The sequence below is a fragment of the Pseudomonas sp. 14P5.3.2 genome (assembly GCF_057799175.1).
Window position 1 is genome coordinate 98706 of record NZ_JBYOKU010000010.1, and the last position, 20165, is coordinate 118870.

The following is a 20165-nucleotide window of genomic DNA, read 5'->3' on the forward strand; positions in this document are numbered from 1 at the left end:
TCAGCCCCCGGTGACTGGTGGGAAAAACGCGATCTCGTCGAAGTCCTCAATGGCCGCACTCGGCTGGCACAGTTCCTGATTCAACGCGCACATCAGGTTGCCGGCGCCGAGCACTTCGCGCCATTCCTCGCCGCGGGCCATGAGCAATTGCCGCACGTCTTCGATGCAGGTCAGGTTGTCGCTCAAAGGGATTTTTTCACCGCCCAGATTGAGGCGATCACGGTAGCTGGCGAAGTAGTTGATCAGGATCATTGCGCGTCCTCCCATTGAAAATGCCCGGAGCGTCCGCCCTGTTTGCTCAGCAGGCGGATGTCGCCGATGACCATCGCCCGGTCCACCGCTTTGCACATGTCATAGATCGTCAATGCGGCGACGCTGGCGGCGGTCAGCGCTTCGAGTTCGACGCCGGTCTGGCCGGTGAGGCGGCAGGTGCTGGTGATCTGTACGCGGTCCGGCTCGCAGGCCTTGAGTTCGACATGAATCGAGCTGAGCAGCAGCGCATGGCACAGCGGGATCAGCTCGTGGGTGCGCTTGGCTGCCTGAATTCCGGCGATGCGTGCCACGGCGAAAACGTCGCCCTTGGGGTGCCCGTTGGCCTGGATCATCTGCAGCGTTTCCGGGCGCATCTGCACCCAGGCTTGCGCCATCGCTTCGCGGCGAGTCGCGGCTTTGTCGCTGACATCGACCATGTTGGCGCGGCCCTGATCGTCGAGGTGGGTGAGGGTGTTGCTCATGGCGAAAGCTCCTGGATCGGGCTGTAGATTCGGGGGGCGTTACGGTGCGGAACGTGGATCAGATTCAGGTGATGCTTGAGCGCCCAGCGCACGGTCAATGCGGTGGGGGCGGACAGGCTGACGAGGGTGCCGAGGCGGGCGCGCACGGCTTTGTGGATCAGTTCGAGGCTGCAACGGCTGGTGACCACCACAAAGCCCTTGCGCGCATCGACCTCGGCGCTGTGCATGGCGCCGATCAGCTTGTCGAGGGCGTTGTGCCGGCCGATGTCTTCGCGGCACAGCAGCGCCTCACCACGGGCATCGAAGTACAGCGCCGCGTGCAGGGCGCCGCTGCTGCGGGCCAGTTGCTGAGCCTGTTCGATACGCTGGCGGATGCCATCGAAATGCGCGGCCAGCGGCAGTGCGCAGGGTTGCAGGATCTGCAGTTGCGGCAGCGCCTGCTCCAGCGCTTCGACGCCACAAATGCCGCAACCGCTGGTGCCGGTCATCTGCCGACGATGATCTTTCAGCGCCCAGAAGGCACGACTGGAAATCTGCACGTCGGCCTGGCAGGCCTGATCGAAATGCGTCAGATGGATATCGTAGATCTCGTCGACGCTGTCGATGATCGCGTTGCTCAGGCTGAAGCCACGGATGAAGTCTTCGAGGTTGCCGGGCGAGACCATCATCACCGCCTGACTCAGGCCATTGAAGGTGATCGCCAGAGCAATTTCCGCGGCCAGGGCGGCGTGCGAGAGCGGGGCGTCTTGCAGGTATTCGCGAAACGCCACCTGTGACGGTTGCGGTGCGGGGGCATTGCCATCCCCCGGTTCGGCGGTTGTTGCAACTTGGCACTGCATCTTGAAAAGTCCCGAAGCGCTGAAGTGAGTTCAGGCTACGGGGGAGTCAAAAGTGCGTCCAATCGCTTGTTCTGATGCGGTGATCGGGCTGATCTATCACCACTGTCATGGCCAACACCCACCCTGTAGGAGCTGCCGAAGGCTGCGATCTTTTGATCTTGATTTTGGTTTTTAAGATCAAGATCAAAAGATCGCAGCCTTCGGCAGCTCCTACAGGGTTTTGTGTCTGGTTTAAATTGCCTCACCCCCAAACATTTTCCGCGCCTCGGCAAAGCACTTTTCGGCAATCGCCGAACGCGGCTCGGTCTTGCGCATCACCAGACCCAGCGGCGCCAGCACGCTGGCATCCGGCAGTTGCATGAACGACAGGTGTTCGATCGGCTCTTCCAGCCCGCTGTCCAGCGGCATGATCGAGCAGCAGAATCCTTGGTGGATTGCCTGCAGCAGCTGATAGGTCGAATCACTTTCCATGATCGGCTGCGGATTCAGCCCGCGACTGCGGAAACTCAGGTCGATGGATTTACGGTAATGCATGCCGGTGGTGATCATCCCCAATGGCAGTTCGGCGGCGTCTTCCCAGCTCATTTCCGAGCCTTCGAAATGGAAGTGACGGTTGTCGTAAAGCAGCCCGACGCGGGTTTCACCGATCTCGAAAAAATCGAAATAGTTCGGGTTGACGTGGTCGAGGTAGCACACGCCCAGGTCCAGTTGATTGTTGCCAAGGCCGGCGATGATCTCGTCGGAACTGCCCGACGACAGACTGAATTTCAGCTCGGGATAGGTCCCGGACAAGCCCTGAATGTAATTGACCGGATTGAAGTTGCTCAGCGGCACCAGCCCCAGGCGCAGGCTGCCGACCAGTTGCCCGCGGCACGCCGCCGCTTCGGCGAACAGACCGTCATGCGCGGCCAGCAGCGTGCGCGCCCAGGCCAGCACTCGCTCGCCGGCCTGAGTGAAACCTTCAAAGCGCTGACCGCGATTGACCAGCACCAGATCCAGCTCGTCTTCCAGATTGCGCAGACGCATCGACAGGGTCGGCTGGGTGATGTGGCAGCGTGCGGCGGCCTGGCCGAAGTGTCGGGTTTCGTCCAGTGCGATCAGGAACTTGAGTTGTTTGATGTCCACGAAGGCACCTGCTCGTTGAGAAATTGAATGGAGTATTGACGCAGATGCGCGCAGCGCACGGAAAACGCGAGGTGCGACGATCTCATTTGCCTGTGTTTGCGTCCAATCGGAAGCATTGAAAAGGCTATCGATCAGCTCTATCGCCCATGGTTTCAAAGGCTTTGGCCGAGGTCAACGGCACCGATAGAGCAGGTCGATAATGTGGTTGGTCAGAGTGATTAGACAGTACTCATAAGTGGCACTTAGGCTGCTCGGCAATCTGATTGACTACTGCCGGAGAGTCCCATGAGCGCGAAAGCGGATGCCCTGTTTGTCCCCCTGAACATTGCCGTACTGACCGTCAGCGATACTCGCGATTATGCGAGCGACACGTCCGGCCAATTGCTGGTCAGCCGATTGCTGGAGGCCGGTCATACCTTGAGCGAACGCAACCTGCTCAAGGATGACCTGTACAAGATCCGCGCCCAGGTCGCGCACTGGATTGCCGACGACAGCATTCAGGTGGTGCTGATCACCGGCGGCACTGGCTTCACCGGGCGCGACAGCACGCCGGAAGCGGTGGCCTGTCTGCTCGACAAGCAGATCGATGGGTTTGGCGAGTTGTTCCGCGCGATTTCGATTCTCGACATCGGCACCTCCACCGTGCAAAGCCGTGCGCTGGCCGGCTTGTCCAACGGCACGCTGGTGTGCTGCCTGCCGGGTTCGACCGGTGCCTGTCGCACAGCGTGGGAAGGCATCCTCGCCGAACAACTGGATAACCGCCATCGCCCGTGCAACTTCGTGCCGCACCTCAAATCAGTAGCCGCCTGTGGGCCGCGCGGATGAGCAAGGCAGCGTTGATGCCGGTCGAGGACGCCCTCGATCAGTTGCTCGGCATGGCCAATGAGCAACGTCTGGCCGACAGCGAAATTCTGCCGCTCGACGAGGCGCGTGGCCGAGTGTTGGCCAGTGACCTGGTGGCGACACTCGACCTGCCGCCGTGGCCGAACAGTGCCATGGACGGTTATGCGTTGAACCTGGCCGATCTGCATCGCCAGCCGTTGAAGGTCTCGCAAAAGGTCTACGCCGGCCAGGCGCCGGACGCGCTATTGCCCGGTACCTGCGCGCGGATCTTTACCGGCGCACCGCTGCCACCCGGCGCCACCTGCGTCGAAATGCAGGAGAACGTCGAAGTGCTCGAAGACGGTCGCGTGCGCTTCCTGCAGGCGCTGAAAGCGGGGCAGAACATTCGCGCGCAAGGTCAGGAAAATCGCGTCGGCGACATCCTGCTGCGTGCCGGCAAACGCCTCGGGCCGTTCGAACTGGCGGTCGCCGCCGGGCAGGGGCTGGCGCAGTTGCACCTGGTGCGTCGCCCGCGTGTGGCGCTGCTGTCCACCGGTGACGAACTGGTCGAGCCGGGCCTGCCGCTGCGTCCCGGCAGCATCTACAACAGCAACCGCGTGTTGCTCGGCCACTGGCTGAAGGAACTGGGCTGCGAGGTGATCGACGCCGGGATTCTGCCGGATCGTCCGGCACAGACGCGGCTCAAACTTGAGCAACTGCAAGTGGCGGCCGACCTGATCCTGACCACGGGTGGCGTATCTGCCGGCGATGCCGATTGCCTTGGTCAGGTGCTGCGCGACAACGGCAAGCCGCTGCTGTGGAAACTCGCGATCAAGCCTGGCAAACCGCTGACCGTGGGGCATTTCGGTACGGTGCCGGTGATAGGCCTGCCGGGCAATCCGACCTCGGCGCTGGTGACCTTCGGCCTGCTGGCGCGGCCGTATCTGCTGCGCATTCAGGGCGTGGAAGAGGTCATGCCGTTGCGCTTTACGGTGAATGCCGGATTTGAATGGAGTAAAGCTGGCAGCCGTCGAGAATATCTGCGTGTGCGGCTGGAGGCGGGGCGCGCGGTGTTGTATCCGAACCAGAGTTCCGGTGTTTTGCTCGGTGCGACCTGGGCTGACGGGTTGGTGGAAGTGCCGGAAAACAGTACTCACGGCATTGGCGATGAGCTGCGCTTCATTCCCTTCAGTGAACTGTTCTGACCCCAACACGAATCAGAACTGTGGGAGCGAGCCTGCTCGCGAAGGCGGCGTGTCATACAACATCAATGTTGACTGACAGGCACTCTTCGCGAGCAGGCTCGCTCCCACATTTGGATGTGTGATGTTCATCCATTCTGCGGGTGTACCTCAAACCTGTAGGAGTGAGCCTGCTCGCGATGACGGCGGCACAGTCAATATCTTCACTGACCGGTCGACCGCTATCGCGAGCAGGCTCACTCCTACAGAGGGAACGAGCTCAGCTCAGCACATAGTCCACCGGCAGCAGCATCGGTGGCAGGTCGGTCACGCCCAGTTCGCTGAGGATGTCGCGCTCGATGGTGCGTACCAGCGAGTCGGTCGCCAGGTCGTTTTCATCGCGGCCGAACGGGTCTTCCAATTCATCGGCAATCGCATCCAGGCCAAAGAACGTGTAGCTCACGATCGCCGTGAACAATGGGGTCAGCCAGCCCAGTGGTTCGGCCATGGCGAAGGGCAGCAGGATGCAGAACAGGTAGATCGTGCGATGCAGCAGCAAGGTGTAGGGGAAGGGCAGCGGGGTGTTCTTGATCCGCTCGCACACCGCTTGCGCCTGGGTCAGGCTGGTCAGGTGATTGGCCAGCAGCATGTAGCGCCACTCGCTCAGTTCACCGCTTTGATGCAGGTCGGAACACTGCTGGCCGACCTGCTGCAGAATCCGCCCGCTGTAGTCCGGCACCTGCGGATCGTGTTGCGGGGTGATCCACGCACGGCTGGCTGCCGCTTCGCTTTCCCGGCGCAATCGCGCATTCAGCGAGTGGGCAAAACCGCAGAGGTTGAGCAGCAACGGCTTGCGTTGTACCGACTCATGGATGACATGGGTCTCGCGAATCACCGAACGGATGTGCACCAGCACATCGCCCCAGGCCTTGCGCGCTTCGTACCAACGGTCATAGCAGGCGTTGTTGCGAAAATTCATGAAGATCGACAGCGACAGCCCGAGCAAGGTGAACGGCGTGGCGTTGACCTTGGTGAAGTTGCTCGGGTGGAGGATTTCAATCAGGACGATGGCCGAAGCCAGCAGGGTGACCATCAAGGTGCGCAGGGCGATACGTTTGGCAATCGAACCCTTGAGGGTGAAGAGGATGGCGAATTGGTTGACCTTGGGTCTGATGATCATGCTGGGCGATCCCGATTACGCAGGGTGAGGGCGGTTTCAACCGCCGGTCATGTTCATGAAGCGCACGACCTGCATGTCGTCGTTCACTTCGAAATTGTGCCTGTACGGCTTGAGTTTCATTGCCTCGATAATGGCTTTCTCCAGCCGCTGCGGTTGCCCCGGATGAGCGCGCAGCACGGCTTTCAGATCCACCGCATGCTCGTTACCCAGACACAGTAGCAGGCGCCCTTCGACGGTCAGCCGCACCCGGTTGCAGGTGCCGCAAAAATTGTGGCTGTGCGGTGAGATGAAACCCAGACGAATGTCCGGTGCTTCGGCCAGCCGCCAGTAGCGCGACGGGCCCTGGGTCGACTCGGCGGAGTCGATCAGGGTGTAGCGCTCGGCGATCTTCGCGCGCACCTGGGCGCTGGAGAAAAACGACTCCGCGCGGCTGTGTTCGCTGATGACCCCCAGCGGCATTTCCTCGATGAAGGAGACGTCTAGCTGGCGGTCGATGGCGAAGCTCACCAGATCGTTGATCTCCTGATCGTTGCGCCCCTGCATCACCACCACGTTGAGTTTAGTGCGGGTGAAACCGGCCTTGCACGCCGCATCGATGCCGCTGATCACCTGCGCCAGATCACCGGTGCGGGTCATCTGTCTGAAGCGCTCGGGGTCGAGGCTGTCGAGGCTGATGTTCAGGCGCTTGACCCCGGCGTCGAACAGCGGCGCGGCGAGTTTGCCCAGCTGCGAGCCATTGGTGGTCATGCACAGTTCACGCAGGCCGGGCAGGGCGGCGATCTGCTCGCACAGCTTGACCACGCCCGGGCGGATCAGCGGCTCGCCGCCGGTCAGGCGAATCTTGCGCGTGCCCAGCGCCACGAAGCTCTGCGCCAGTTGATAGATCTCCTCCAGCGTCAGCACTTGCTGGCGTGGCAGAAACTGCATGTCCTCGGCCATGCAATACACGCAGCGGAAGTCGCAGCGGTCGGTGACCGACATGCGCAGATAGTCGACGCGGCGGTTGTAACCATCGATCAAGACACGCTCTGACATGACAGCCTCGCAGGAGTGAGAAGTCCGCATTAACGGACCAGGTTGACGCAGGTTATGGGCAACTTCACAGGACGTCCAATCACTGTTTATGAACGCTTGATTGAGCGCGTCGATGATCAATTGTTCTTTCTTGAAAGTTGCCGCTTTAGTTTCGCAAGTCACGGTAAATAAAGGGTTTTTCAACGTGATAGAGGGTTTCGATAATGTGGTCATAAATAGCGATTAGACAATATTTTGTATCGGTTCATATCCTTGCCCCGGCAAATGAAACGACCGCTTTTTACTGTTGAAATACGGTCGGATATTTAACCGAGATCAGGTTCACGCCTGTGTGCATCGTCATGGAGATGTCCCATGTCACAAGTCGACCGTTACAAACCTTACAAGGGTGCCGCTGCCGGTTGGGGGGCTGTGATCAGCCTGACCAAGAGCTGGCTGGGCAGTGAAAACGCCCTGAAAAACATCCGCGCCATGCTCAAGACCAACCAGAACGGCGGCTTCGACTGCCCGGGCTGTGCCTGGGGTGAGGCGCCCGGTGCGAGCATGCTCAAGTTCTGCGAGAACGGCGCCAAAGCGGTGAACTGGGAGGCTACCGGGCGTTTGGTCGCCCCGGCGTTCTTCAACAAATACACGGTGTCGAGCCTGGCCGAACAGAGCGACTACTGGCTGGAATATCAGGGGCGTCTGACCCACCCGATGCGCTACGACGCGCGGGTCGATCGCTACGTGGAAATCAGTTGGGAAGACGCGTTCGCGCTGATCGCCGAACACCTCAAGGGCCTGAAATCGCCGCACGAGGCCGAGTTCTACACCTCGGGCCGGGCCAGCAACGAAGCGGCGTTTCTCTATCAGTTGTTCGTCCGTGCCTACGGCACCAACAATTTCCCGGACTGCTCGAACATGTGCCACGAAGCCAGTGCGGTGAGCATGGGCGAGACGCTGGGCGTGGGTAAGGGCACTGTGGTCTATGAGGATCTGCACCACGCCGACGCGATTTTCGTCATCGGCCAGAACCCCGGCACCAACCACCCGCGCATGCTCGAACCGCTGCGCGAAGCGGTGAAACGTGGCGCGCAAGTGGTCTGCATCAACCCGCTGAAAGAGCGTGGCCTGGAACGTTTCCAGAACCCGCAGAACCCGCTCGAGATGCTCAGCAACGGCTGGGAAGCGACGAACACCGCGTACTTCCGCCCGGCGCTGGGTGGCGACATGGCGATGATCCGCGGCATGGTCAAATTCCTCCTGCAGTGGGAGCGTGAAGCCCAGGCCTCGGGCGGCGAGCCGGTGTTCGATCACGCCTTTATTGCCGAACACACCTCGGGTCTGGACAGCTACCTGGCAGAAGTCGACGCCACGACCTGGGAGCACATCCTCGAGCAGTCCGGCGTGCCGTTGCACGACATCGAACTGGCCGCGCGCATGTATGGCCGCGCCAAGAGCGTGATCATGTGCTGGGCCATGGGCCTGACCCAACACGTGCACTCGGTGCCGACCCTGCAGGAGGTCATCAACCTGCAACTGTTGCGCGGCAACGTTGGCCGTCCGGGCGCCGGCCTGTCGCCGGTGCGCGGTCATAGTAACGTGCAGGGCGACCGCACCATGGGCATCAACGAACTGGCGCCGAAGGAACTGATGGATGCGCTGGAAAAACGCTTCAACTTCAAAGTGCCGCGCATGCACGGGCACAACACGGTGATGGCGATCGGTGCCATGGAACGTGGCGAAGCCAAGGTGTTTATCGGTCTGGGCGGCAACTTCGTCCAAGCCACGCCGGACACCCCGCGCACCCACGAAGCGATGCGCAAACTCGACCTGACCGTGCACATCTCGACCAAGCTCAACCGCAGCCATCTGGTCACCGGTCGCGACGCGTTGATCCTGCCGTGCCTCGGCCGTACCGACATCGACATCCAGGCCGAAGGCCCGCAAGGCGTGACGGTGGAGGACACCTTCAGCATGGTGCATTTGTCGTTCGGTCAGTTGAAACCGAAGTCGGCGCATTTGAAATCCGAGCCGGCGATCATTGCCGGAATCGCCGCCGCGACATTGGGCAAACACCCGATCGACTGGGAATGGGCGGTGGGCGACTACGGGCGCATCCGCAACCTGATCGCCGACGTGATTCCGGGCTTCGAGAACTTCAACGAGAAACTGTTGATCCCGGGTGGTTTCCACCTCGGCAACGATGCCTCGGACCGTGTCTGGAACACCGAGTCCGGCAAAGCCCAGTTCACCCCGTGCGTGCTGCCGGAGCACCTAATCAGCGAAGGCGTGCGCAACCTGGCGGTCAAACCGGATCTGATCCTGCAGACCATGCGTTCCCACGATCAGTACAACACCACGCTGTACGGCCTCGACGATCGTTATCGCGGGGTTTACGGCATGCGCGACGTGATCTTCGCCAACGAACAGGACATCCAGCGCCTCGGTTTCGAACCGGGGCAGAAGGTCGATCTGGTGGCGCTGTGGGATGACGAGCGCGAGCGTCGGGTCAGCGGGTTCACCCTGATCGCCTACGACATTCCGCCCGGTCAGGCCGCGGCGTACTACCCGGAAACCAATCCGCTGGTGCCGCTGGAAAGCTACGGCGACCGGACCTACACGCCGACCTCGAAATTCGTCGCGATTCGCCTCGAAGCGGCCAAGGTCAGCAACCTGATCCCGTCATCGGTGGCGTAACCCGCTACCGATAGAAACACTGGCAATTTGACTGGCTGCAGGCGTTCGCGCCTGGCGGTGGCCCGGGTTCGTGCTGCCGCTTTTCAGCCTGGATGAGGACATCATCATGCTCAACATGGAGGCACTGGACCTGGCGCGAATTCAATTCGCGTTCACGGTTTCGTTCCACATTATCTTCCCGGCGATCACCATCGGCCTGGCGAGTTTCCTCGCGGTACTCGAAGGCCTGTGGCTGAAAACCCGTAACGACACCTACCGTGATCTCTACCATTTCTGGTCGAAGATCTTTGCCGTCAACTTCGGCATGGGCGTGGTCTCGGGGCTGGTCATGGCCTACCAGTTCGGTACCAACTGGAGCGGCTTTTCCGACTTTGCCGGGAGCATCACCGGGCCGTTGCTGACCTACGAAGTGCTGACCGCATTTTTCCTTGAAGCCGGTTTCCTCGGGGTCATGCTGTTCGGCTGGAACCGCGTCGGCCGTGGCTTGCACTTCTTTGCCACGGTGATGGTCGCCATCGGCACGCTGATTTCAACGTTCTGGATTCTTGCTTCCAACAGCTGGATGCAGACGCCGCAGGGCTTTGAAATCGTCGACGGGCGGGTGATGCCGCTGGACTGGCTGGCGATCGTGTTCAACCCGTCGTTCCCGTTCCGACTGGCGCACATGGCGATTGCCGCGTTTGTCGCAACGTCGTTCTTCGTCGGTGCGTCGGCGGCCTGGCATTTGCTGCGCGGCAACAACACCGCGCCGGTGCGCAAGATGTTTTCCATGGCGTTGTGGATGGCACTGATCGTGGCGCCAATTCAGGCCGTGGTCGGTGACGCCCATGGCTTGAACACCCTGGAACATCAACCGGCGAAAATCGCCGCCATCGAAGGCCACTGGGAAAACGCCGACAGCGGCCCGACGCCGCTGGTGCTGTTCGGTATCCCCGACATGCAGGCGGAGAAGACAAAATATGCGCTGGAGATTCCGTACCTCGGCAGCCTGATCCTGACCCACAGCCTCGACAAGCAGATCCCGGCGCTCAAGAGCTTCCCGAAAGAGGATCGGCCGAACTCGACCGTCATCTTCTGGAGCTTCCGTGTCATGGCCGGGCTGGGCATGTTGATGATCCTCGTCGGTCTGCTGGGGCTGGCGCTGCGCCGTGGCGGCAAGCTCTATCAGCATCGTGGTTTTCAGCGTCTGGTGTTGCTGATGGGACCGAGCGGGTTGATCGCGTTGCTGGCTGGCTGGATCACCACCGAAGTCGGGCGTCAGCCGTGGGTGGTTTACGGCTTGATGCGCACCCATGATGCCGCGTCGCACCACTCGGTGGCGCAGATGAGCACCTCGCTGCTGCTGTTCGTGGTGATCTACTGCTCGGTGTTCAGCGTGGGCATCGGCTACATGATGAAACTGGTGCGCAAAGGTCCGCAGCCACATCACGAACATCCAGCGGAGGGCGATCAGTTGCAGACTCCGCGCCGACCCATTTCGGCGGCTACCGCCCCGATGAAGGAGCATTGAGTCATGGGAATTCAAGGTATCGATCTCTCGTTGATCTGGGGTGTGATCATCGCCTTCGGGGTGATGATGTACGTGATCATGGACGGCTTCGATCTGGGCTTGGGGATCCTGTTCCCGCTGATCCCGGATGAGCAGGAGCGCGACGTGATGATGAACACCGTCGCCCCGGTGTGGGACGGCAACGAAACCTGGCTGGTGCTTGGTGGCGCGGCGCTGTATGGCGCGTTTCCGCTGGCCTACGGAGTGATTCTGGAGGCGTTGTACTTGCCACTGATCCTGATGCTCTGCGGGCTGATTTTCCGTGGTGTGGCGTTCGAGTTTCGCTTCAAGTCGTCGCCGCAAAAGCGTCACTGGTGGGACAAGGCGTTCATCGGTGGTTCGCTATTGGCGACGTTCTCCCAGGGGGTGGTGATCGGCGCGTACGTGTCGGGCATTCCCGTGGTGGATCGGCAGTTTGCCGGTGGCGGTCTGGACTGGCTGGCGCCGTTCCCGCTGGTGTGCGGCGTCGGTCTGGTGGTGGCTTATGCGCTGCTGGGCAGCACCTGGTTGTTGGTCAAGACCGAAGGCATGCTCGAGTCGCGGATGCGTCTGTTCACCCGGCCATTGGCGTGGTTGCTGCTGGCGATGGTCGTGGTGATTGGCGTCTGGACCCTGCAGTTGCACCCGGAACTGGCTACGCGCTGGTCCAGTCATGGGCACTTGATGGTGTTCGCCGGGTTGGTGGGGTTGGCGCTGCTGGCATTATTCGGGCTGCTGCGCACCTTGCGTCAGCGTCACACCCACTGGCCGTTCGTGTTCACTCTGGTGCTGATGCTGCTCGGCTACATCGGCCTGGCGCTGAGCATCTGGCCGAACATCATCCCGCCGTCGGTGAGTTTGTGGGCTGCGGCGTCACCGCCATCGAGCCAGTTGTTCGCCCTGATCGGCGCACTGTTCATCCTGCCGGTGATCCTGATGTACACCTTCTGGAGCTACTACGTATTCCGCGGCAAAGTGAGGATTGGCGATGGCTACCATTGATTCGCATGAGGTCAGATCCAGCCGCTGGTACAAGCGCCTGGGCTGGTTGTTGCTGATTTGGCTGGGCAGCGTAGTGTCACTCGCCGTGGTGGCGAGTCTGCTGAAACTGGCAATGTATGCAGCGGGAATGAGAACCCACTGACCCTGAAAAACCGGAGCCATGGCTCCGGTTTTTTTGTGCCCGCAATTCTGAACATCACTGATGCCCCCAGTGGGAGCGGGCTTGCTCGCGAAGGCGTCAGGTCAGTCGATATTGATGCTGAATGTGCTGGCCTCTTCGTGAGCAAGCCCACTCCCACCCTTGATCGCGGCCAGCCGCAAATCCTTCATTCACCGACGATCCCCAGTGGGAGCGGGCTTGCTCGCGAAGGCGTCAGGTCAGTCGACATTGATGCTGAATGTGCCGGCCTCTTCGTGAGCAAGCCCACTCCCACACTTGATAGCGGCCAGCCGCAAACCCTTCATCACCGACGATCCCCAGTGGGAGCGGGCTCGCTCGCGAAGGCGTCAGGTCAGTCGACATTGATGCTGAATGTGCCGGCCCCTTCGTGAGCAAGCCCACTCCCACAGTTGATCCGGTGCGCAGACACATCCTGCCAACAAACATGTTCGGCGCACTGTGATGGCTGATCTAGCCTTTTTCTGAATTCAACCATGGACAAGGCAAAGGAATGCCCAAGCGTTACTCATCACATCGCCTGCGAACCGGCCGTCATTGCGAAGAAAATCAGATCTACCTACTAACCGCCAATACCTTGGGGCGTGAGCGGGTGTTCACGGATTACAGGCTCGGCCGGTTGGTTGTGCATCAGTTCAGGCAGGCGCAGGAGGAGGGGTTTGCCGAGACATTGGCATGGGTTGTCATGCCGGATCATTTTCATTGGCTGATCCAGTTGCAAAAGGGAACACTTGGACAATTGATGTGCCAGGTCAAATCCCTGAGTACTCGTTCAGTGAACACAGCGGTCGGTAGAACCGGGAGCCTTTGGCAACACGGTTTTCATGATCATGCATTACGTCGAGAGGAGGACCTGGTGAAACTGGCCCGCTATGTAGTGGCTAATCCACTGCGGGCCGGACTGGTAAAAAAATTCGGTGACTATCCGTTATGGGATGCGATCTGGGTTTGAACTCAGGATGTGCATACACCGCATTACTTCAGAATAAATGCGATCCCTGTGGGAGCGGGCTTGCTCGCGAAGGCGTCAGGTCAGTCGACATTGATGCTGAATGTGCTGGCCTCTTCGTGAGCAAGCCCACTCCCACATTGGATCTTTGGTGTTTTCTGAAGGGGGCTATTGCGCACCAAACATCGCCGTCCAGTAAATCCCGGCGCTGCTCTTTGGATCGGTCGCGTAGGCGGCGCCGAGTTCTTTGTATTGCGGGTTCATCAGGTTGGCGCAGTGGCCGGGGCTGGCGAGCCAGCCGTCGACGACCTTGCGCACGGTGTCTTGGCCGGCGGCGATGTTCTCGCCGACCAGTTGCCCGCCGTAGCCGGCCAGTTCGGCGCGGTCGCCCGGGGTGCGGCCGTCGCGGTCCTTGTGGTCGAAGTAGTTGTTGTTGGCCATGTCGCGGCTGTGATCCTGTGAGATCGTGCCCAGGCTCGCGTTCCAGGCCAATGGCCCGGCAGCAGCAAAGGCTTGCCCGCCGCATTGGCGTGGCTGGGCGCGGGCCACGTTGACCTGCTCGAGTAACTTCTGGCCTTCAGCCTGCGCATCACCGAGCTTCGCCGAGAGCAACGGTCGCGCCAGCACGATTCGCCAGTCGCGATCGGCGCGGCTGACCCCGACATCGACGAACTGCGGGTCCAGCACCACCTGACAGAAACTTTCCTCAATCGCCTTCATCGCCGATGCCGCATCCCGTGGGCCGTTGAGCGTAATCGCCTGCACATTGACCATCGGGTAACTGGCGCTGGCCATGGCCTGTTGCAGATCGACCGCACCGCTGGCCGGCAGTCTCAGCCGTGGGTCGGCCGACAGCGGTGGCAACTCGTTGGACGCCTGGCTGCCGCAGCGCTGCGGCTGACTGCGATAGTTGTTGATCGACTCGATCAGTTGCGACTCGTCGGCAGCCATGGCCGAGGCGGCCACGACCAGACCCACGGACAGCGTGGCAAAACGCAAGACGGATGGCATGAAGCGCATGGAAATCTCCCTTGAGCTGAGTGCGCTCATGATGCGCGAAATGGCCCGGGGGAATGCAATGTCTTTTTCTTTACCGCGCGGATTTTTCTGCGGAACGTTACTGCGGTATTTGCCGTCTACACTCTCCGAAGGCCCCGGGAACCGGGCGTCTCCCCCACGAAATACCCCGCCCGGAACGGGCGCTGCCGGAAGAACTGACATGGGATTGAAATGGTTGGCTGGCTGTTTCGCATTAACCCTTATGGCCGGCGTTGTGAACGCCACCGATCAGACCCCGATCAAGGCCAAGGCCGAAGAGAAAGCCCAGGTGCTGGAAGAAAAAGCCGCCGATAAAGTCAGCGCCGCACCGGCACCCAAATCCGAAGCGATCACCCCCACTGAAGTACAAGCCGTGGACCCCGCCGGCACCGCGCCGCTGGACGATCCGATCACCTGCCTGGCACGCAGTATCTACTGGGAAGCCAAGGGTCGCGCCACCCCGGAAATGGAGGCGGTGGCCAATGTGGTGATGAATCGCCTGGGGCACGATGGCTTTCCAGGCACCGTGTGCGAAGTGGTCAAACAAGGTTCGGAAACCAAGAGCTGCCAGTTTTCCTGGTGGTGCGATGGCAAGGCGGATCAGGTCAAGGAAGACGCTGAATACACCCTGGCCAAGGATATCGCCGGCAAGGCGCTCAACCGCCAACTGCCGGATCGCACCCATGGTGCGCTGTACTTTCATGATCGCAACGTGCATCCCGGCTGGGCCAAGGAATACAAAAAGACCGCCGAAGTCGGCAAATTCCTCTTCTATAAACCGGCCGGTGGTGATGCGCGCTAGACGCAGACTTCCCGTACACAATTGCGCAGCCAGCGGTGCGCGGGGTCGGCGTCCATGCGCGGGTGCCAGAGCATCGAAACGCTGATCGGCGGCATCCTGAAGGGCAGGGCAAAACTGTGCAGGCCCATGCGCAGCTTGCTGGTGTGACGCTCCGGGACGGTGGCGATCAGGTCCGATTCGCGGACCAGTGTCAGCGCCGCCGAAAAACCGCCGAATGAAGTGACGATGTCCCGCGTCAGCCCTGCGGCGAGCAGCGCCTCGTCGACCGGGCCGCTGCTGCGCCCGCGTCGTGAGATGAGAATGTGCTGGCCGCCGGCAAAGCGTTTGCTGCTGATCTTGCCCGAACTCAATGGATGGCCTTCGCGCACCACACCGATCCACTGATCCTCAAACAGGATGCGGCTGTGCAGCGCCGGGTCAGTGCTGTCGTCGACCACACCGGTCTCCAGATCGACCCGGCCTTCGCGCAGCGGTGTGCTGTCCTTGTCGGCTTTCTGCACAAAGCGCAGGCGCACGCCGGGGGCCTCTTCAGCAATGCGCGCGAGCAGCGCGGCGGCAAAGGTTTCGACAAAACCGTCGGTGTTGCGCAAGGTGAAGGTGCGCTGCAACTGGCCGGGGTCGAGCACTTCGGCAGGGCGCAACACCGCCTCTGCTTCCTGCACCAGAGCGCTGACCCGTTCGCGCAACTCCAGCGCCCGTGGGGTCGGCACGAGGCCTCGGCCGGCGCGCACCAGCAACGGATCGCCGGTGGTCTCGCGCAATCGGGCCAGGGCGCGGCTCATCGCTGACGGGCTCAACCGCAGAATTTGCGCGGCACGCGCGACGCTGCCTTCGCGCAACAACACGTCGAGGGTGATCAACAGGTTCAGATCCGGTGCACTCATGACATGGCGTTCCATGCAGGTATCAAGTGCAAAGCATGCGTCTTGCGCCTTGCCTTGTCGAGACTCAGGCTATGCCGTCTGACCATCAGCTGGAGCGCCCGATGCCCCGAACTCCCTTGAACACTCAAACCCGCTGGGCGCTGACCAGTCTGGCGCTGTCGATGTTGATGCCGTCGCTGGACACCAGCATCGCCAACGCCGGATTACCGACTCTGGCGGCAGCGTTCGATGCGACGTTTCAACAGGTGCAGTGGATCGTGCTGGCGTACCTGCTGGCGGTCACCACATTGATCGTCAGTGTCGGGCGCCTGGGCGATGTGTTCGGGCGGCGACGCCTGTTGCTGATTGGCATCGGCATTTTTACCAGTGCTTCGCTGTGCTGTGCGCTGGCGCCGGGGTTGGGCTGGTTGATTGGCGCACGGGCGGTGCAGGGCCTTGGCGCGGCGATCATGTTTGCCTTGACCGTGGCGCTGGTGGCGGATGCGGTACCCAAGACAAGGGCGGGCAGTGCGATGGGTTTGCTCGCCACCATGTCGGCCACCGGCACCAGCCTCGGGCCGTCGCTGGGTGGACTGCTGATCGCGCATGTCGGCTGGCCGTCGATCTTTGTCCTCAACGTGCCGTTGGGCTTGCTCAATGCGTGGCTGGTTTATCGCTATCTGCCGGCGGATCGGCCGACGCGGTCGAGGGTGGCGTTTGATTATCTCGGCACTGCGGTGTTGGTTTTGACCCTGGCGGTCTACGCGCTGGCGATGACACTGGAGGGTTTCACCCTGATATTGCTGCTGCTCAGCCTGTGCGGCGCAGGCCTGTTTATCGCGGTCGAAATGAAAGCCAAGGCGCCGCTGATTCGTCTGTCGTTGTTCGCCGACTCGCGACTGGGCAGCAGCCTCGCGCTGACGTTGCTGGTGACGACGGTGATGATGACCACGCTGGTGGTCGGGCCGTTTTACCTGAGCCGTGGACTGGGACTGGGCAGCACCGTGGTCGGTCTGGCGTTGTCCGTCGGGCCGCTGCTGGCGGCGTGCGGCGGGGTGCCGGCCGGGCGTCTGGTGGATCGCTTCGGCGCGCGGCGGGTGGTGCCGGGGGCGTTGCTCGGGATGGTTGGCGGTTGCAGTTTGTTGGCGCTGTTGCCGATGAGTTTCGGTCTGCCGGCGTATCTGCTGCCGATGGCGCTGATCGCCAGCAGTTACGCGTTGTTCCAGGCAGCGAACAATACCGGGTTGATGGCGACGGTCAGTCAGGATCAGCGCGGCGTGGTCTCAGCCTTGCTCGGGCTTTCGCGCAATCTGGGCTTGATCACCGGCGCGGCAGTCATGGGGGCGGTGTTTGCGCTGGCCACGGGAGACCCGACGCAAGCCCCGGCCGAGGTGATCGGCCGCGGCTTGCACAGCACGTTTGGTGTTGCAGCCGCGCTGATGATCATGGCCCTTATCGTCAACTGGCGTGGGTACTCAAGATACTCGCCACCTGCTGTGGCTGGCAGTTGAGGTACGGCGAGGACTTCAGCCAGTGCTGGTCCGGGTACCAGGAGAACATGAACTGGCCGTCCTTGAGTTTGTCGATCACCTGCCTTGCCACTTGCGGGCGTACCGCCGGGCAACCCTGACTGCGACCGATACGGCCCTGACGTTTACTCCATAACGGGTTCACGTAGTCGGCGGCGTGGATCACGATGGCGCGGTCGCGGGCCATGTCATTGAAACCCGGCTCCAGACCGTCCATACGCAGCGAATAACCGTGGGTGCCCTTGTAGCTTTCCTGCGTGCGGAACAGGCCGAGGCTGGACTGGTAACTGCCTTCGCGGTTGGAGAATTGGGTAGCGAAGTTTTCCCCGGAATTGGACCCGTGGGCGACCAGGTCACGCAGCACCAGCTTCTGTCTGCTCAAATCGAAGATCCACAGCCGGCGGGCGGTGGAGGGCTGCGAATAGTCGATGATCGCCAGGTGGCGGGAAGGTCTCGCGCCGTTGTTGATCGCACATTGCATAGCGTTCAAGGCACCTTTCAGCGCCTGGGGATTGAGTTCCGGCGCGGCGTGCGCGAGGCTGGTCAAGAGAACCGGCGATGGTTTGCCGGCGGCGAAAGCTGGGCTGCTCACGACGACGAGAGTCGCAGTGGTCAGCAGAAGTCGGCGCAAAAACGTCAACATTTATAAAGTGTCCTCACTTGCTACTTAATTTGGCACTTTGGCTCCTGACTCCCAGTCATACCCACAGATCCCTGATTCGGACCTGACTGTTCAGCGCACCTGATGTAAGGTTGACCGTCATTGAGGCGGCCACGGATTGGAGTAAAGCAGTTGTTCAAAAAGTACGCATGCTACTTGAGCATTTGTTTGCTCGCTGCGCCGTTTGTCGCTTGTGCCGAGGAGCCGCTGCCGCCGTTGCAGACCCTGCCGACGCCACCGGCGCCAATGCCGGTTGAGCCGCAGAGTCCGCTGCAAGCGGTGCTGATCGGTTTGCCGCAGGCGTGCCCGGCGATTGCCGCGCATCTGAACGGCGCGGCGCTGTCGCAACTGCAGGCGTTCTACCAGCAGCAGGACTGGCTGCCGGTGTGGGCCAGCGAGACAGGGCGTTTGCCGGTCTTGCGCGCGCAGTTGCAGCTGTTGGCCGATGATGGGCTCGATCCAAAGCGCTATCCGGTAGCGGCCAACCCGCCGCAGGATGGCGAATTGTGTGCCGATATCGACATCAGTCGTTCTTACCTGCAAGCACTGCAGGACCTGCATTACGGTCGTCTGCTGCAGTCACATTTCGAGCCGCTGTGGCATGCCGATGAGGCCCCGCGTGATCGGCAGGCCGAATTACTCGCGATCGCCGTACCCGGCCTGCATGACATCAAGGCCGCTTTCGATCTGGCCCGTCCGCATCTGGCGCAATACCAAAGCCTGCGCCATCTCTACGCCAGTCAACGGCTGCAAGCCTTGCCGCACTGGCAGTCGGTGGGCAACGGCCCGTTATTGCGTCCGGCGATGGAAGACAAGCGCGTTCCGGAACTGGCCCGACGGTTGTACAGCGAAGGCTATCTGACCCACGCCATCGGTACGCCCGGCAACGCCTATGACGGTGTGCTGGTAGAGGCGGTGAAGAGCTTCCAGGCCAACCATTCGCTGCAGGCTGACGGCGTGGTCGGGCCCGGGACGATTGCCGAACTCAACATCACTCCGCTGACGCGCCGTGAACAATTGCGGGTCAACCTCGAACGCTTTCGCTGGCTGGCCCAGGACATGGAGCCCAACGGTTTGCTGGTCAACGTCGCTGCCGCCGAGCTGACGCTGTATGAGGGGGGAGTGCCGGTCTGGCAGACCCGCACCCAGGTCGGGCGTGCCGAACGGCAGACCCCGCTGCTCAAATCCCGGGTCACGCGTCTGACCCTGAACCCGACCTGGACCGTGCCGCCGACCATCTGGAAGGAAGACAAGCTGCCGGCGATCCGCAAGGATCAGACCTTTCTCAGCCGCCAGAACCTGCAAGTGCTCGACGCCCATGGTCAGCCGTTGGCCGCAGCGGATATCGACTGGGACAATCCCGGCAACATCATGCTGCGCCAGGACGCCGGGCCGCGAAATCCGCTGGGGCAACTGGTGATCCGCTTCCCCAACCCGTTCGCGGTGTACCTGCACGACACGCCGAGCAAGGCCCTGTTCGACAAAGGTCCGCGCGCCTTCAGCTCGGGCTGTGTGCGGGTCGAGCACCCGATGCAACTGCGTGACTTGTTGCTGACCCCGGCGGAACGCACGCGCACCGACACCTTGCTCGCCACCGGCAGCACCCACGAATTCCGCCTGTCGGCACCGGTACCGATCCTGATGACTTACTGGACGGCACAGGTCGGCAAGGATGGGCAGGTACGTTATGCGCCGGATATCTACAGCCGTGATGAAGCGCTGTTGGCGGGGCTGGATCGGGCACACTGATCCCCTGTCATCCACACAACCCTGTAGGAGTGAGCCTGCTCGCGATAGCGTCAAGTCAGCCGACATCAATGCTGAATGTACCGACCCCTTCGTGAGCAAGCCCACTCCCACCCTTGATCGCGGCCAGCCGACAATCCCTGACCCACCGACAATCCCCGGTGGGAGCGGGCTTGCTCGCGAAGGCGTCAAGTCAACCGCCATCAATGCTGAATGAACGGGCTCCTTCGTGAGCAAGCCCACTCCCACCCTTGATCGCGGCCAGCCGACAATC

Annotated in this window: 19 protein-coding genes; 10 read left to right on the top strand and 9 right to left on the bottom strand. The window is 61.4% G+C overall.

The window, feature by feature from the left end; translation table 11 throughout:
• The 4 genes from AC27VU_RS10735 to AC27VU_RS10750 form a co-directional block, all read right to left on the bottom strand.
• Complete coding sequence (locus tag AC27VU_RS10735; RefSeq protein WP_003226078.1) at window positions 1-252, bottom strand: MoaD/ThiS family protein; 252 nt, start codon at window positions 250-252, stop codon at window positions 1-3.
• On the bottom strand, window positions 249-734 hold the full coding sequence (gene moaC / locus AC27VU_RS10740) for a cyclic pyranopterin monophosphate synthase MoaC (protein ID WP_488724020.1): 486 nt from the start codon (window positions 732-734) through the stop codon (window positions 249-251). The genes AC27VU_RS10735 and moaC overlap by 4 nt, the downstream gene beginning before the upstream one ends.
• Window positions 731-1573 carry a formate dehydrogenase accessory sulfurtransferase FdhD gene (gene fdhD / locus AC27VU_RS10745; RefSeq protein ID WP_488724021.1) on the bottom strand — a complete coding sequence of 281 codons (843 nt, stop codon included), beginning with the start codon at window positions 1571-1573 and terminating at the stop codon, window positions 731-733. Before fdhD ends, moaC begins: the two co-directional genes overlap by 4 nt.
• A gap of 231 nt (window positions 1574-1804) precedes the next feature.
• Window positions 1805-2698 carry a LysR family transcriptional regulator gene (locus AC27VU_RS10750; RefSeq protein ID WP_262141523.1) on the bottom strand — a complete coding sequence of 298 codons (894 nt, stop codon included), beginning with the start codon at window positions 2696-2698 and terminating at the stop codon, window positions 1805-1807.
• A gap of 285 nt (window positions 2699-2983) precedes the next feature.
• Here AC27VU_RS10750 and moaB point away from each other — a divergent pair, with 285 nt between their 5' ends.
• Window positions 2984-3523: a molybdenum cofactor biosynthesis protein B gene (gene moaB / locus AC27VU_RS10755; protein WP_027611709.1), complete on the top strand. Its 540-nt coding sequence runs from the start codon at window positions 2984-2986 to the stop codon at window positions 3521-3523.
• Complete coding sequence (locus AC27VU_RS10760; RefSeq protein ID WP_488724022.1) at window positions 3520-4725, top strand: molybdopterin molybdotransferase MoeA; 1206 nt, start codon at window positions 3520-3522, stop codon at window positions 4723-4725. Before moaB ends, AC27VU_RS10760 begins: the two co-directional genes overlap by 4 nt.
• A 256-nt stretch (window positions 4726-4981) precedes the next feature.
• Here the strand turns inward: AC27VU_RS10760 and AC27VU_RS10765 are convergent, their stop codons facing one another.
• Window positions 4982-5881: a bestrophin family protein gene (locus AC27VU_RS10765; RefSeq protein WP_488724023.1), complete on the bottom strand. Its 900-nt coding sequence runs from the start codon at window positions 5879-5881 to the stop codon at window positions 4982-4984.
• 36 nt (window positions 5882-5917) lie between these two features.
• The gene (moaA, locus tag AC27VU_RS10770) at window positions 5918-6916 is read right to left on the bottom strand and encodes a GTP 3',8-cyclase MoaA (RefSeq protein WP_488724024.1); all 999 of its coding nucleotides are present in this window, start codon (window positions 6914-6916) and stop codon (window positions 5918-5920) included.
• Between the two features lie 354 nt (window positions 6917-7270).
• Between moaA and AC27VU_RS10775 the strand changes: the two genes are divergently transcribed.
• The 5 genes from AC27VU_RS10775 to AC27VU_RS10795 all read left to right on the top strand — a co-directional run bounded on the left by AC27VU_RS10775 (window position 7271) and on the right by AC27VU_RS10795 (window position 13255).
• A complete protein-coding gene (locus AC27VU_RS10775; RefSeq protein WP_488724025.1) occupies window positions 7271-9595 on the top strand; it encodes an FdhF/YdeP family oxidoreductase in 2325 nt (774 codons plus the stop codon).
• A gap of 106 nt (window positions 9596-9701) precedes the next feature.
• Entirely contained in the window at window positions 9702-11105 is a 1404-nt protein-coding gene (locus AC27VU_RS10780) for a cytochrome ubiquinol oxidase subunit I (protein ID WP_488724080.1), read from the top strand.
• Window positions 11106-11108: 3 nt separating this feature from the next.
• The gene (cydB, locus tag AC27VU_RS10785) at window positions 11109-12125 is read left to right on the top strand and encodes a cytochrome d ubiquinol oxidase subunit II (protein WP_226500156.1); all 1017 of its coding nucleotides are present in this window, start codon (window positions 11109-11111) and stop codon (window positions 12123-12125) included.
• The gene (locus AC27VU_RS10790; protein WP_488724026.1) at window positions 12112-12267 is read left to right on the top strand and encodes a DUF2474 domain-containing protein; all 156 of its coding nucleotides are present in this window, start codon (window positions 12112-12114) and stop codon (window positions 12265-12267) included. Before cydB ends, AC27VU_RS10790 begins: the two co-directional genes overlap by 14 nt.
• Before the next feature lie 529 nt (window positions 12268-12796).
• Window positions 12797-13255, top strand: coding sequence for an REP-associated tyrosine transposase (locus AC27VU_RS10795; protein WP_488724027.1), 459 nt, complete (start codon window positions 12797-12799; stop codon window positions 13253-13255).
• A 165-nt stretch (window positions 13256-13420) separates the two neighbouring features.
• Here AC27VU_RS10795 and AC27VU_RS10800 read toward each other — a convergent pair whose 3' ends face one another.
• Window positions 13421-14272, bottom strand: coding sequence for a CAP domain-containing protein (locus AC27VU_RS10800; RefSeq protein WP_488724028.1), 852 nt, complete (start codon window positions 14270-14272; stop codon window positions 13421-13423).
• 199 nt (window positions 14273-14471) lie between these two features.
• Between AC27VU_RS10800 and AC27VU_RS10805 the strand changes: the two genes are divergently transcribed.
• The gene (locus AC27VU_RS10805; RefSeq protein ID WP_488724029.1) at window positions 14472-15092 is read left to right on the top strand and encodes a cell wall hydrolase; all 621 of its coding nucleotides are present in this window, start codon (window positions 14472-14474) and stop codon (window positions 15090-15092) included.
• On the opposite strand, the gene AC27VU_RS10810 is transcribed toward AC27VU_RS10805, so the two are convergent.
• On the bottom strand, window positions 15089-15976 hold the full coding sequence (locus AC27VU_RS10810; RefSeq protein ID WP_488724030.1) for a LysR family transcriptional regulator: 888 nt from the start codon (window positions 15974-15976) through the stop codon (window positions 15089-15091). The two genes, AC27VU_RS10805 and AC27VU_RS10810, sit on opposite strands and share 4 nt — an antisense overlap.
• Window positions 15977-16077: 101 nt before the next feature.
• On the opposite strand from AC27VU_RS10810, the gene AC27VU_RS10815 reads away from it, so the two are divergent.
• Window positions 16078-17466, top strand: a complete 1389-nt coding sequence (locus AC27VU_RS10815) for an MFS transporter (RefSeq protein ID WP_488724031.1) — start codon at window positions 16078-16080, stop codon at window positions 17464-17466.
• On the opposite strand, the gene AC27VU_RS10820 is transcribed toward AC27VU_RS10815, so the two are convergent.
• The gene (locus AC27VU_RS10820) at window positions 17414-18127 is read right to left on the bottom strand and encodes a murein L,D-transpeptidase catalytic domain family protein (RefSeq protein WP_488724032.1); all 714 of its coding nucleotides are present in this window, start codon (window positions 18125-18127) and stop codon (window positions 17414-17416) included. The genes AC27VU_RS10815 and AC27VU_RS10820 overlap by 53 nt on opposite strands.
• 150 nt (window positions 18128-18277) lie before the next feature.
• Here AC27VU_RS10820 and AC27VU_RS10825 point away from each other — a divergent pair, with 150 nt between their 5' ends.
• On the top strand, window positions 18278-19894 hold the full coding sequence (locus tag AC27VU_RS10825; RefSeq protein ID WP_488724033.1) for a L,D-transpeptidase family protein: 1617 nt from the start codon (window positions 18278-18280) through the stop codon (window positions 19892-19894).
• Window positions 19895-20165: the final 271 nt, after the last annotated feature.

Excerpts from the sequence above, each read along its gene's own strand:
- AC27VU_RS10735 (WP_003226078.1), bottom strand. The coding sequence starts at position 252 with ATGATCCTGATCAACTACTTCGCCAGCTACCGTGATCGCCTCAATCTG.
- AC27VU_RS10775 (WP_488724025.1), top strand. The coding sequence starts at position 7,271 with ATGTCACAAGTCGACCGTTACAAACCTTACAAGGGTGCCGCTGCCGGT.
- fdhD (WP_488724021.1), bottom strand. The coding sequence starts at position 1,573 with ATGCAGTGCCAAGTTGCAACAACCGCCGAACCGGGGGATGGCAATGCC.
- AC27VU_RS10810 (WP_488724030.1), bottom strand. The coding sequence starts at position 15,976 with ATGAGTGCACCGGATCTGAACCTGTTGATCACCCTCGACGTGTTGTTG.
- cydB (WP_226500156.1), top strand. The coding sequence starts at position 11,109 with ATGGGAATTCAAGGTATCGATCTCTCGTTGATCTGGGGTGTGATCATC.
- AC27VU_RS10805 (WP_488724029.1), top strand. The coding sequence starts at position 14,472 with ATGGGATTGAAATGGTTGGCTGGCTGTTTCGCATTAACCCTTATGGCC.
- moaC (WP_488724020.1), bottom strand. The coding sequence starts at position 734 with ATGAGCAACACCCTCACCCACCTCGACGATCAGGGCCGCGCCAACATG.
- AC27VU_RS10765 (WP_488724023.1), bottom strand. The coding sequence starts at position 5,881 with ATGATCATCAGACCCAAGGTCAACCAATTCGCCATCCTCTTCACCCTC.
- AC27VU_RS10780 (WP_488724080.1), top strand. The coding sequence starts at position 9,702 with ATGCTCAACATGGAGGCACTGGACCTGGCGCGAATTCAATTCGCGTTC.
- AC27VU_RS10820 (WP_488724032.1), bottom strand. The coding sequence starts at position 18,127 with ATGTTGACGTTTTTGCGCCGACTTCTGCTGACCACTGCGACTCTCGTC.
- AC27VU_RS10800 (WP_488724028.1), bottom strand. The coding sequence starts at position 14,272 with ATGCGCTTCATGCCATCCGTCTTGCGTTTTGCCACGCTGTCCGTGGGT.
- AC27VU_RS10815 (WP_488724031.1), top strand. The coding sequence starts at position 16,078 with ATGCCCCGAACTCCCTTGAACACTCAAACCCGCTGGGCGCTGACCAGT.
- moaA (WP_488724024.1), bottom strand. The coding sequence starts at position 6,916 with ATGTCAGAGCGTGTCTTGATCGATGGTTACAACCGCCGCGTCGACTAT.
- AC27VU_RS10760 (WP_488724022.1), top strand. The coding sequence starts at position 3,520 with ATGAGCAAGGCAGCGTTGATGCCGGTCGAGGACGCCCTCGATCAGTTG.
- AC27VU_RS10790 (WP_488724026.1), top strand. The coding sequence starts at position 12,112 with ATGGCTACCATTGATTCGCATGAGGTCAGATCCAGCCGCTGGTACAAG.
- moaB (WP_027611709.1), top strand. The coding sequence starts at position 2,984 with ATGAGCGCGAAAGCGGATGCCCTGTTTGTCCCCCTGAACATTGCCGTA.
- AC27VU_RS10795 (WP_488724027.1), top strand. The coding sequence starts at position 12,797 with ATGCCCAAGCGTTACTCATCACATCGCCTGCGAACCGGCCGTCATTGC.